This window comes from Pseudomonas sp. AC083 (genome assembly GCF_979253165.1).
Genome location: NZ_CEEDDH010000005.1, coordinates 68,918 through 81,332, shown reverse-complemented (window position 1 = coordinate 81,332; position 12,415 = coordinate 68,918). Strand labels below are relative to the sequence as shown.

Below are 12,415 nucleotides of genomic sequence, written 5' to 3'. Positions count from 1 at the left end.
GCGGATCCCGAGGGATGATGCATTCAACCCCACTGGAGGAACAACAATGAAAAGCCTCGTCGACCACCTCAGTCAATACGCCGCCTACCACCGCGACCCGCGCAACATCGCCAGCCACTTTATCGGCATTCCGCTGATCGTGGTGGCGGTGGCGGTGCTGCTGTCACGGCCGCAATGGACGCTGGGCGGATTGTGGATATCTCCAGCCGTCGTGGTGGCGCTGGCCTCGGCGTGGTTTTACCTGCGCCTGGAATTGAAGCTCGGCGCATTGATGACCGTACTGATGGGCCTGTCGGTCTGGGCCGGACATGCACTGGCGCAGCAGAGCACCCTGGTCTGGCTGAGCAGCGGCCTGGCGATGTTCGTGATCGGCTGGGTGATCCAGTTTGTCGGGCATCACTATGAAGGGCGCAAACCGGCATTTGTCGATGACATCAGCGGGTTGATTGTCGGGCCGTTGTTCGTTGTGGCCGAGCTGGCGTTCTTGCTCGGGCTGCGGCAGGAATTGAAACAAGAGATCGAGTTGCGGGCGGGGGTGGTGCGGGTCAATCCGAAGCGTGCGGCTGTTTAGACCGCTTTCGCGAGCAGGCTCGCTCCCACAGAAAAACGCATTCCAAATGTGGGAGCGAGCCTGCTCGCGAAGCTTTTGCTTTTAGAGGTTAGCGACTTTCTGCCAGACCTTCGGCTTGAAGAACAAGGTCTCACCCTTGGCCAGGCCGATCAGGCTGTCGTGATCCTTGACCACTTCCGCTTCGATCAGATCGGTCTGCCCCTCCACTTTCAAGGTCACCCGGGTAGTCGCGCCCAGCGGGCGGATATCGCGCACTTCAGCGGCGTGGTGATCTTCCAGCTCATGCCTGGACAACGACACTTCGTGCGGGCGGAACAGCACGTGATTGTCGTCGCTCAGCAGCAAGCGGTTCGAGTCGCCGAGGAAGTGATAAACGAAGTCGCTGGCCGGGTTTTCGTAGACGTCGCCCGGTGAGCCGATCTGCTCGATCACGCCTTTGTTCATCACCACGATACGGTCAGCGACTTCCATCGCTTCTTCCTGGTCGTGGGTCACGAACACCGAAGTCAGGTTGATATCTTCGTGCAGCCGCGCCAGCCAGCGCCGCAGTTCCTTGCGCACCTTGGCGTCGAGGGCGCCGAACGGTTCATCCAGCAGCAGCACTTTAGGTTCCACCGCCAAAGCACGGGCCAAAGCGATACGCTGACGCTGACCACCGGACAACTGCTCCGGGTAGCGATCCGACAGCCAGTCCAGTTGCACCATGTTCAGCAGTTCGTGAACCTTGGTGGCGATCTGGCTTTCGCTCGGGCGCTGGTTTTTCGGTTTCATGCGCAGGCCGAACGCGACGTTGTCGAACACCGTCATGTGGCGGAACAAGGCGTAATGCTGGAACACGAAACCGACGTTGCGATCACGCACATCGTGGCCGGAAACGTCTTCGCCGTGAAAAACGATGTTGCCCTGATCCGGGGTTTCCAGACCGGCAATAATGCGCAGCAAGGTGGTTTTGCCGCAGCCCGACGGACCAAGCAGCGCGACCAGCTCACCGCTGTGGATATCCAGGCTGATGTTGTCCAGCGCCTTGAACGCGTTGAAATTCTTGCTGACGTTACGCACTTCGATCGACATGAATTATTCCTCCGCGGCGCTGGCGCGCAGGCGGTTGATACGGTTTTCGCTCCACTGCTTGAGCAGCAGGATGAAGAGCGCCAGGATCAGCAACAGGCTCGCCACGGCGAACGCGGCCACGTGGTTGTATTCGTTGTAGAGGATCTCGACGTGCAGCGGTAAGGTGTTGGTCACCCCGCGAATGTGCCCGGAAACCACCGACACCGCACCGAACTCGCCCATGGCCCGCGCGGTACACAGCACCACGCCGTAAATCAGGCCCCACTTGATGTTCGGCACGGTGACGTGCCAGAACATCTGCCAGCCGTTGGCACCGAGCAGGCGCGCGGCTTCCTCTTCCTGCGTGCCTTGTTCCTGCATCAGCGGAATCAGTTCACGGGCCACGAACGGCACGGTGACGAAAATCGTCGCCAGCACAATGCCCGGCAGGGCGAAGACGATCTGGATGTCGTGATCCTGCAACCACGGCCCGAACAGGCCCTGCGCACCGAACATCAGCACGTAGACCAGACCGGCAATCACCGGCGACACCGAGAACGGCAGGTCGATCAGCGTGACTAGCATGCTCTTGCCACGGAACGAGTATTTGCTCACGCACCATGCCGCACTGACGCCGAACACCAAGTTCAGCGGCACCGAGATCAGCACCGCGAACACGGTGAGTTTCAGAGCCGACAGTGCATCCGGTTCAAAGATCGCGGTGAAGAATGCGCCAAGGCCATTCTTCAAACCCTGCGACACCACGATGAACAACGGCAGCAGCAGAAACAGGAAAAAGATCAGCCAGCCAAGGCCGATCAGGATTCTGCGCGAAGTGGCACTGCCACGCCGCGCAGCGTTGGCCGAAGAGGCGGCCGCAATAGACGATTGGGACATGTTCGCGCCTCCTTATGGGGTTTCGATGCGCCGCTGCAGCAAGTTGATCAGCAGCAACAGGACAAAGGAAACCACCAGCATCAGCACGCCGATGGAAGTGGCGCCGGTGTAATCGTACTGGTCGAGTTTGACCATGATCAGCAGCGGCAGAATCTCGGTTTTCATCGGCATGTTGCCGGCGATGAAAATCACCGAACCGTACTCGCCGACACCACGGGCAAACGCCAGGGCGAAACCGGTCAGCCAGGCGGGCAGCAATGCCGGCAGCAGAATGTGGCGGAACACCTGCAACGGTTTTGCACCGAGGCAGGCGGCCGCTTCTTCGACTTCGCGGGGAATATCGGCCAGCACTGGTTGCACCGTGCGCACCACGAACGGCAGCGTGACGAAGGTCAGCGCGAGGGTGATGCCAAGCGGCGTGTAGGCGATCTTGAAACTAAGGTCGGCGGCGAACTGGCCGACCAGACCGGTCGGCGTATACAGCGCCGTCAGCGCGATACCTGCCACGGCGGTGGGCAAGGCGAACGGCAGATCGATCATCGCGTCGATCACCTTGCGCCCCGGGAACGTGTAGCGCACCAGCACCCACGCCAGTAGCGTGCCGATGATGCCATTGATGATCGCCGCACACAGTGCGGTGCCAAAGCTCAGCTTCAATGCCGCCAGCACCCGCGGCGCGGAAATGATCGTCCAGAACTGATCCCAGGTCAGCTGGGCGGCGTGGACGAACATCGCCGCCAGCGGGATGAGCACAATCAGGCTGAGGTACACCAAGGTGTAACCCAGCGTCAGCCCGAAGCCGGGTATGACGGGGGAGATACGACGCGACATAAAAGTCCCTGGTTGAAAACGCATCAATGTGGGAGTGAGCCCTGTGGTGAGGGGATTTATCCCCTCACCACAAAAGCTCAGTCCCACATGTCATGTGCCCAGACATCAGGCCGGTTGAAGGCGAGATTACTGCGCCTGATAAATCTGGTCGAACACGCCACCGTCGTTGAAGAACTTCGGCTGTGCGGATTTCCAACCGCCGAAGTCCTTGTCGATGGTCACCAGTTCCAGTTTCGGGAACTGCTGGGCGTACTTGGCCGCTACGTCCTTGTCACGTGGACGATAGAAGTTTTTCGCGGCAATTTCCTGGCCGGCCGGGCTGTACAGGTGCTTGAGATAAGCTTCGGCGATCTGCGCGTTACCCTTCTTCTCGGCGTTCTTGTCGACCACGGCCACTGGCGGTTCGGCGAGGATCGACAGCGACGGCACGACGATGTCGAACTTGTCTGCGCCGCCGTCTTCTTTCAGCGCCAGGAACGCTTCGTTTTCCCAGGCCAGCAACACGTCGCCCTGACCGTTGTTGACGAAGGTGATGGTCGAACCACGCGCGCCAGTGTCGAGGATCGGCACATGCTTGAACAGGGTTTGTACATACTCTTTGGCCTTGGCTTCATCACCACCGTTGGCTTTCAGGCCATAGGCCCACGCGGCGAGGAAGTTCCAGCGCGCACCGCCCGAGGTTTTCGGGTTCGGCGTGATCACCGAGACGTCATTCTCGACCAGATCGCCCCAGTCCTTGATGCCTTTCGGGTTGCCCTTGCGCACCAGGAACACGATGGTCGAGGTGTACGGCGTGCTCGCTTCCGGCAGACGCTTCTGCCAGTCGGCCGGCAGGCTCTTGCCGAGCTTGGCGATTTCATCGATGTCACCGGCCAGAGCCAGGGTCACCACGTCAGCGCGCAGACCGTCGATCACTGCACGGCCCTGCTTGCCCGAACCGCCATGTGACTGCTGGATTTTCACCGTGTCGCCGGCATGATCCTGCTGCCAGAACTTGATGAATTCGGCGTTGTATTCCTGATACAGCTCCCGCGTCGGGTCATACGACACGTTGAGCAGCTCGTAATCCTTGGCAACGGCGGAACCGGCAAACACGGTACTGGCCAGCGCGGCCAAAGCATAACGGCGAATCGACGACATGGTGAAAGCTCCTGGAATTCCTGGTGGTGGCTTGTTCTTATGTATTGCTGGAATCGGGTCCCGTTGAAAGATCGCCGCCTTCGCCAGCTCCTGCACACAGCCCCCTGTAGGAGCCGCCGCAGGCTGCGATCTTTTGATTTCAGCCCGGTTGTTTACCGGGTTGCTGCAAACGAAATTTCTCTTTGCGTTCGATCTGTACGACTTGCGCGTTGTGCACAGTGATCTCCACCGCGCCGAACCGCAGATCGCGCAGGGCGCTCTGGATTTCCCGCAAGATGGTGCTTTCGTCCTGACCGTCAACGCTGCGAAGGGATGCGCTCATGGTGCTGCTCCTTTGAAGGGGATTTGCCTGGCAGTGGGCGGCACTGCGTTCGGCGTGGGAGCAATATAAGAGAGGCATGGATATTCTTAAAAAGACTATTTAAGAATGTTTATATAACCAAAAAATAATATGAGAGAGGGCAAGGGTTTGCACTGATTTGAAATCGTTACGAGACTTGTGGCGAGGGGATTTATCCCCGTTGGGTCGCGAAGCGACCCCAAAAAAATGGGACTGCTACGCAGTCCAACGGGGATAAATCCCCTCACCACAAGGTCGGTGATAGCCAGATAGGCCTTTTCAGCCAATCAATGGCGTTTTCGCCCAATCAAGCCGATCCGCAGACACCGGCCGCCCAAACCAGTAGCCCTGCCCCAGATCGCATTCCTGCGCCAACAGAAATGCCGCCTGCTCAGCCTGCTCGATCCCCTCGGCATGCACCTGCATACCCATGCTCCGCGCCAGCGCGATGATCACCCGGACAATCGCCACGTCATCCTCATCCCACGGCAACCCGGCGACGAAGCCCTGATCGATCTTGAGTTTCTGCACCGGCAGGCGCTTAAGCCGCAGCAACGACGAATAACCGGTGCCGAAATCATCGATGGCCAGACGCACACCCAGCTCGCGCAAGCGATGCATCTGTTCCAGCGCCACTTCCGGATCATCCATCACCGCGCTTTCGGTAACTTCCAGCTCCAGATACGCCGGATCCAGCCCGGTGTCGTGCAGCACCTGCGCCACCTGCTGATAAAGCTCACGCCGGGCAAACAGCCGCGACGAAACATTCACCGCGACGAACGCCAGCACCACACCGCTCTGCTGCCATTGGCACATCTGTCGGCAGGCCTGCTGCATCACCCAGGCATCGATCTCGGCGATCAGCCCGGTGCGCTCGGCAATCGGAATGAATTCCGCCGGCGACACCAGCCCGCGCTGCGGATGCTGCCAGCGCACCAGTGCCTCGACGCCGATCAGACGGCTGCTTTGCAGGTCATGCACCGGTTGGTAGTAGACGCGTAACTCTTCCTGCTCCAGTGCACGGCGCAGCTCGAAGGCGATTTCGACCCGTTGCTGGGCGTGGGCGGTGAGCTCTTCGGTGTACAGCGCGTAGCCATTGCGCCCGCTGCTTTTGGCCTTGAACAGCGCACTGTCGGCATTGCGCAACAACTGCTCGGCGCTGAGGGCATCGCTGGGAAACAGGCTGATGCCGATGCTCGCGTTGACGAACAGTTGATTGCCATCTACCAGCACCGGCTCCTTCAACGCGTCCAGAGTCCGTTGCGCCAGCGCGGCGGCCTGGGCCGGCTGTGGACAACTTTCCGCGAGCACCGCGAACTCGTCACCGCCGAGCCTTGCGAGGGTGATGCCGGGGCCGAACAATGCCTGCAACCGCGTGGCGACCGCTTTGAGCAACCGATCGCCGACGTTATGCCCGAGGCTGTCGTTGATCATCTTGAAATGATCCAGATCGAGCATCAGCAGCGCGCAGCCACGCTTGTGTGTCTGTGCCGACGCCAGCGCCTGCTCGGCGCGGTCGCTGAACAGCAGGCGATTGGGCAGATCGGTCAACGGATCGTGATGAGCCAGGTGTTTGAGCTCGGACTCGGAATCCTTGATCGCACTGATATCGGAAAACACCGCCACGTAATGGCTGAGCCGTCCGGAATCATCGAGAATCCCCCGGATGGTCTGCCACTGTGGATAAATCTCGCCGGTCTTGCGCCGGTTCCAGATCTCACCGCTCCATTCACCTTCAGTCTCAAGGGTGGCGAACATCGCCTGATAGAAGCCCGGCGGATGATGGCCGGACTTGAACAGACTGGGCTGCTGGCCGATGACTTCGTCGCGCCGATAACCGGTGATCTCGATAAAGGCGCGGTTGACGTGGACGATCAGGCCCCGGTGATCGGTAACCAGCACACCTTCGCGGGTGCAATCGAACACGGCGGCAGCCTGACGCAGGCGCTCACGGTCGCTGTGGCGCTCGCGCAGGCGGGCACCGATGCCGAGAAACCGACACAGCCGCGCCCGCGCGAGAAAAATCAGCCCGGCACTGAGCGCTGCCAGCAAATAACCGTTGATCAGTTGCCAGCGGGCCAGCGCACTGGAGTCATCGAAGAATCTGCTTAATAAATGATCGGAAACCTGCAGCCACACGGCGGCGAGTACGAGGTAGAGCAGCGCTGCACGCAAGGCATCGCGGTAAGTCGCAGACATTCGGTCGTCCATGTCCCTACAAAAAGGTTGGAATTATAGGTCAAGAAACATTCAGCGACTTCTTATCTGAAAGGGCGACTGGTTTTATCTGTGTGCTTAGTGATAATGCAACGGCTGTTTTTATCTTTATCGAGGGCCCTATAGCCTATGTGGTACGAAGGTTTTCTTGGCTTGTCGGCCTGGTCACTGGTCGCGGTCACCCTGCTGATGACCCATGTGACGATTGTTGCCGTCACGGTCTATCTGCACCGTTACTCGGCCCATCGCTCGCTCGAGCTGAATGCGGGCCTCAAGCACTTTTTCCGTTTCTGGCTGTGGCTGACCACGGCGCAGAACACCCGCGAGTGGACCGCCATCCACCGCAAACACCACGCCAAATGCGAAACCGAAGATGACCCGCACAGCCCGGTCATCAAGGGTCTGTCCACCGTACTGCGCACCGGCGCCGAGCTGTACCGCAGCGAAGCGCAGAACCCGGAAACCCTGCGCATCTACGGCAAGAACTGCCCGGAAGACTGGATCGAACGCAACGTCTACAGCCGCTATCCGCTGCTGGGCGTGGCGATCATGGGCGTGATCGACCTGCTGCTGTTCGGCACCATCGGCATCACCATCTGGGCGATCCAGATGATGTGGATTCCGGTGTGGGCCGCTGGCGTGATCAACGGTCTGGGCCATGCCGTCGGCTACCGCAACTTCGAATGCCGTGACGCGGCGACCAATCTGGTGCCGTGGGGCATCCTGATCGGCGGCGAAGAGCTGCACAACAACCATCACACCTACCCAAACTCGGCCAAGCTGTCGGTCAAGAAGTGGGAATTCGACTTGGGCTGGGCGTGGATCAAGGTCTTCTGCTTCCTGCGTCTGGCCAAGGTGCAGCGGGTCGCACCGATTGCCCACCGCGTCGAAGGCAAGGGCAGCCTGGACATGGACACCGCCATGGCGATCCTCAACAACCGCTTCCAGATCATGGCCCAGTACCGCAAATTGGTGATCGGCCCGCTGGTCAAGCAAGAGCTGGCCAAGGTCGATCATTCGGTGCGCCACCAGTTCCACCGGGCCAAACGCCTGCTGTCGCGCGAAACCAGCCTGCTGGAAGACCGTCATCACTTGCGCATCCAGACCATGCTCGAACACAGCCATGCTTTGAAAGTGATCTACGAGAAGCGCCTGGCTTTGCAGCAGATCTGGGTCAAGACCAGTTCCAATGGCCACGACATGCTCGCCGCCATCAAGGAATGGATTCACGAGGCCGAGGCCAGTGGCATCCAGTCGTTGCGTGACTTTGCTGATCAGCTGAAAACCTACTCGCTGCGTCCTGCGACTGCCTGACCTGCAACGAGGCTGTGATCTAGAAGGTCGCAGCCTCGTTGCACACGTCGCCTCCTTAACCCCGCCGCCCGGCGGGACTCGGTAATGGGCGGGAACTTCGCCGAAAATCCCCTATCTCAAAGACACTTCGCCATTCCGGCGGGTTGTCCTGTGGCCGTCGTCGACATTGCGGCGCGCCCTTTGAGATTTGTGCCGATGGTCAACAACAACCAGAAAGACACAACCTTCACCCAATGGCCCGAGGCCGCGCAAACGCTGATGGCGCTGATGCACGCGCAGGGCGAAGTCGCGCGGCTGAGCGAGCGCGAACAATTGATCAGTTCGCTGCTGGTCAGCGTCAACGCCGTACTCTGGGCTTTCAACTGGGAAACCCGCCAGGTGTTGTACGTCAGTCCGGCCTATGAACGGATCTTCGGCCGTTCCGCCGCGTTGTTGCTGGCGGACTACAACCAATGGCGCGACAGCATTTACCCCGATGATCTGGAGTACGCCGAGCAGAGCCTTGCCGAAGTCCTGCACCGAGGTGCGGTGGAAGATCGCGAGTACCGCATCATTGCCGCCGATGGCCAGGTGCGCTGGCTCAGCGACAAATGCTTTATCAATCGCCAGGACGAGCCCGGGCAGCCGGTGATCATCGTCGGCATCGCGGAAGACATCACTGACAAAAAACACATGGAAACCGAGCTGCAACGCTTGGCCACCACCGATGTGCTGACGCAAAGCAGCAACCGCCGCCACTTCTTCGAATGCGCCCACCGCGAGTTCGCCGAGGCGCGGCGCCAAGGCACACCGCTGGCCTTCCTGCTGCTGGACATCGACGATTTCAAAGTGATCAACGACAGCTACGGCCACCCCGAAGGCGACAATGTGCTGCAACGGATCGCCGAATGCGGGCGCGGCTCACTGCGCCGTGGCGACCTGTTCGGGCGGATTGGCGGTGAGGAGTTCGCCGCGGTGTTCCCCGGCTGTGCGCCGGAGATGGCCGTGCAAGTGGCAGAGCGCCTGCAGCAGGAAATTCAACGGTTGCGCTTCAACCACGACGGCCAGCCGTTCAGCATCACCGTAAGCCAGGGCCTGACCAACCTCACCGACGAAGACAAAAGCCTGGACAGCCTGTTCGCCCGCGCGGATGCCGCGATGTACGAGGCGAAACGGCAGGGCAAAAACCGGATCATTGCGGCCTGACCCGTATTTTGTGGCTGCCGCAATTCCTGTGGGAGCGGGCTTGCCCGCGATGAGGCCTGCACCTTCAACAAAAATGTTGCCTGCGCTGGCGCCTTTGCGAGCAGGCTCGCTCCCACATTGGAATGTGGTGATCTGTCATTTGCGCATCCGCATCAACTCCGGCAGCCCGATCTTGAGCAACCGCGCCGTCCGGCTCTTCGCCAGCTCCTCGACACCTTCATGCTCGGTCAGCCGCGCCATCTGCGCGGCCATGTGCATCACCAGCGCCTCGCGACTGTAAACGCCACCACCGAGCTGGTAGGCCGAAGCAATCAACTCGCGCAACTCCAGCGGCAGACGCCAGCGGGTGCGCAATGCCGAGCCATAAGAAGCGCCAAACTTCGCCAACGCTTCACCGACCTCCTCCAACTCGTCCAGCTCGCCGCCGGCCTGCTGCCATTCCTGCAGGCAGCGCAGCAGCGCCAGATCGCCGAGCCGATGCAGCATGCCCGCGCAATAGCAGCGCTCCTGATCGAGATCGAGCAGGCGCGCCAGCGTGCGGGCGTATTCTGCCGTGTGCAGTGACAGCCCCCAATAGCGCTCGGCGTAATCCGCCAGGCATGGATCGCTGAGCCGCGCGCTGCGTTTGAGCGCTAGCCCGAGAATCAGGTTCATGCTCTGCCCGGTGCCGAGTCGGTGCAGCGCCTGGGCCAGGGTTTGCACCGGCGCGCCGTAGTGTTGCGCGGCACTGTTGGCGGCTGCGATCAGCACGGCGGTAATCTGCGGGTCAGTGCGGACCTCTTCTTCCAGCAGTTTGAGGTCCAGCCCCTCGGGATTGAGGCTGCGCTTGACCGCCACTTGCACGTCGGTCATCAACGGCGCGCCATCGGCCTGCTCGCGACGCCGTTCAAGGAACACCGACAGGGTCATGCCCGGCGCCAGTGCCGGCACTTCGCAAACCACTGCTTCGCCAGCGTTGAGCAGCAACCCCTGCAAGCGCTCGGTCAGGCCTTCCATGTTCAACGGTTTGGTCAGGTACGCCGTCGGCGCCAGCGGAATCGCTTCGCGCACGCTGGCGCTGTCGTTGCGGCTGCTCATCAGAATGAACGGCAGCGGCGGATTGCGTTTGCGCTGGCGGACGCTGCGCAGCACATGCAATCCGTCGATGCCAGGCAGTTCCCAATCGACGATGGCCAGGTCATAGGGCACCTCGCTGAGCAGCGACGTTGCCTGCTGGCCATCGGCACACAAATCCAGGCGCGCATCGCAGCGCACATTGAGCAGCACTTGTTTGAGCAGGTCGCGGGACCAGGGATCGGCCTCGGCAATCAACACCCGGGGTACGGCGGGTAAATCAACGGCAGTCATGCGCGCTCTCCTTGCAATGTCTGAACCTTAGTCAATGCTGGCGATTCGATACAGCGCAAACCCGTCCGATGTGTTTCAAGGAGCGAAAAAAACCCGCCGAAGCGGGTTTTTGTCGAGCGGGTCACACGAGCGGATCAGAGTTCAGAGAAGCACTCTTCGATGATCGCCAGGCCTTTGTCCAGTTGCTCGTCCGGCGACGTCAGCGGAACCAGCACACGCAGCACGTTACCGTAAGTGCCGCAGGACAGCAGGATCAGGCCCTTGTCACGCGCCTTGGCCACCACAGCGGCCACGGCAGTCGGGTTCGGCTTGTGGCTGTCGCCGTTTTCGAACAGCTCGACCGCGATCATTGCGCCCAGCGCACGCACTTCACCGATGACCGGGTACTTGGCCTGAATCGCCTTCAAACCGGTGACCAGGCGCTCGCCGACAGCCTTGCAGCGGTCCAGCAATTGCTCTTCTTCAAACACTTCCATGACTGCCAGCGCAGCGGCGCAAGCGATCGGGCTACCGGCGTAAGTGCCGCCCAGGCCGCCCGGAGCAATGGCGTCCATGTATTCGGCCTTGCCGCACACGCCGGCCAGCGGGAAGCCGCCAGCGATGGACTTGGCGAAAGTGGTCAGGTCGGCGGCAACGCCCATCTGTTCCATGGCGAAGAAGGTGCCGGTACGGCCAGCACCGGTCTGCACTTCGTCAGCGATCAGCAGGATGCCGTGCTGGTCGCACAGCGCACGCAGACGCTTCATGAATTCCTTCGGCGCGACGTAGAAACCGCCTTCGCCCTGCACCGGCTCGATGATGATTGCAGCGATGTCTTTCGGCTCGGCGTCGTTCTTGAAGATGCGTTCGATGGAAGCGATCGAATCGTCGATGCTCACGCCGTGCAGTTCGTTCGGGTACAACGCGCGGAAGATCCCGCCTGGCATCAGGCCCATGCCCGCCGAGTACGGCACGACTTTACCGGTCAGGCCGAGGGTCATCATGGTGCGACCGTGGTAAGCGCCGGTGAAAGCGATCACGCCAGCGCGGCCAGTGGCGGCACGGGCGATCTTCACGGCGTTTTCAACGGCTTCGGAACCGGTGGTGACCAGCAGGGTTTTCTTGGCGAAATCACCTGGCACCTTGGCGTTGATTTTTTCGCACAGCTCAACGTAGGGCTCGTAAGCCAGCACCTGGAAGCAGGTGTGGGTCAGCTTGTTCAGCTGTTCAGTCACGGCGGCGATGATTTTCGGGTGCACGTGGCCGGTGTTCAGTACAGCGATACCGCCGGCGAAGTCGATGAACTCACGACCTTCAACGTCGGTTACGGTGGCGTTCTTTGCCGACTCGGCGAAGATCGGGTGAATCTGGCCAACACCACGAGGTACGGCATTGGTGCGGCGGGCCATCAGTTCAGCGTTAGTCTTGCTCATTACAGTCCTCATTCGCCGCTCATCGGGCGGCGTGGTTCAAGGATGAAGCGGGAGAAATCGGCGGTAGCAGCATGCGATGATCGACTGCCACGGCGTTCCTGGCCGCAGAGA

At 60.6% G+C, this 12,415-nt stretch carries 11 protein-coding genes; 3 read left to right on the top strand and 8 right to left on the bottom strand.

Going from position 1 to position 12,415, the window contains the following annotated elements; all coding sequences use genetic code 11:
* The first annotated feature begins 46 nt into the window (after window positions 1–46).
* A complete protein-coding gene (locus AC0IXA_RS10690) occupies window positions 47–571 on the top strand; it encodes an Mpo1 family 2-hydroxy fatty acid dioxygenase (RefSeq protein ID WP_471812971.1) in 525 nt (174 codons plus the stop codon).
* An 81-nt stretch (window positions 572–652) separates the two neighbouring features.
* Here the strand turns inward: AC0IXA_RS10690 and AC0IXA_RS10685 are convergent, their stop codons facing one another.
* The 6 genes from AC0IXA_RS10685 to dibA all read right to left on the bottom strand — a co-directional run bounded on the left by AC0IXA_RS10685 (window position 653) and on the right by dibA (window position 7,028).
* Window positions 653–1,642, bottom strand: a complete 990-nt coding sequence (locus tag AC0IXA_RS10685) for a sulfate/molybdate ABC transporter ATP-binding protein (protein WP_122747893.1) — start codon at window positions 1,640–1,642, stop codon at window positions 653–655.
* A 3-nt stretch (window positions 1,643–1,645) separates the two neighbouring features.
* A complete protein-coding gene (gene cysW / locus AC0IXA_RS10680) occupies window positions 1,646–2,518 on the bottom strand; it encodes a sulfate ABC transporter permease subunit CysW (protein WP_007917679.1) in 873 nt (290 codons plus the stop codon).
* A gap of 12 nt (window positions 2,519–2,530) precedes the next feature.
* Window positions 2,531–3,349: a sulfate ABC transporter permease subunit CysT gene (cysT, locus tag AC0IXA_RS10675; RefSeq protein ID WP_471812968.1), complete on the bottom strand. Its 819-nt coding sequence runs from the start codon at window positions 3,347–3,349 to the stop codon at window positions 2,531–2,533.
* A 126-nt stretch (window positions 3,350–3,475) separates the two neighbouring features.
* Window positions 3,476–4,489 (bottom strand): sulfate ABC transporter substrate-binding protein, encoded by a 1,014-nt coding sequence (locus AC0IXA_RS10670; protein ID WP_341638333.1) that lies wholly within the window; start codon window positions 4,487–4,489, stop codon window positions 3,476–3,478.
* Window positions 4,490–4,628: 139 nt separating this feature from the next.
* Entirely contained in the window at window positions 4,629–4,811 is a 183-nt protein-coding gene (oscA, locus tag AC0IXA_RS10665; protein ID WP_007917682.1) for a sulfur starvation response protein OscA, read from the bottom strand.
* Window positions 4,812–5,108: 297 nt separating this feature from the next.
* On the bottom strand, window positions 5,109–7,028 hold the full coding sequence (gene dibA / locus AC0IXA_RS10660) for a phosphodiesterase DibA (RefSeq protein WP_471812965.1): 1,920 nt from the start codon (window positions 7,026–7,028) through the stop codon (window positions 5,109–5,111).
* A gap of 147 nt (window positions 7,029–7,175) precedes the next feature.
* Between dibA and desA the strand changes: the two genes are divergently transcribed.
* Together desA and AC0IXA_RS10650 are read left to right on the top strand one after the other, a co-directional pair.
* Window positions 7,176–8,360, top strand: coding sequence for a delta-9 fatty acid desaturase DesA (gene desA, locus AC0IXA_RS10655; protein ID WP_016772248.1), 1,185 nt, complete (start codon window positions 7,176–7,178; stop codon window positions 8,358–8,360).
* A gap of 195 nt (window positions 8,361–8,555) precedes the next feature.
* The gene (locus AC0IXA_RS10650) at window positions 8,556–9,545 is read left to right on the top strand and encodes a GGDEF domain-containing protein (protein ID WP_122751857.1); all 990 of its coding nucleotides are present in this window, start codon (window positions 8,556–8,558) and stop codon (window positions 9,543–9,545) included.
* 135 nt (window positions 9,546–9,680) lie between these two features.
* Here the strand turns inward: AC0IXA_RS10650 and AC0IXA_RS10645 are convergent, their stop codons facing one another.
* Together AC0IXA_RS10645 and gabT are read right to left on the bottom strand one after the other, a co-directional pair.
* Complete coding sequence (locus AC0IXA_RS10645; RefSeq protein WP_471812963.1) at window positions 9,681–10,892, bottom strand: HDOD domain-containing protein; 1,212 nt, start codon at window positions 10,890–10,892, stop codon at window positions 9,681–9,683.
* Between the two features lie 134 nt (window positions 10,893–11,026).
* Window positions 11,027–12,304: a 4-aminobutyrate--2-oxoglutarate transaminase gene (gene gabT / locus AC0IXA_RS10640; RefSeq protein ID WP_016772251.1), complete on the bottom strand. Its 1,278-nt coding sequence runs from the start codon at window positions 12,302–12,304 to the stop codon at window positions 11,027–11,029.
* Between the last annotated feature and the right edge of the window lie 111 nt (window positions 12,305–12,415).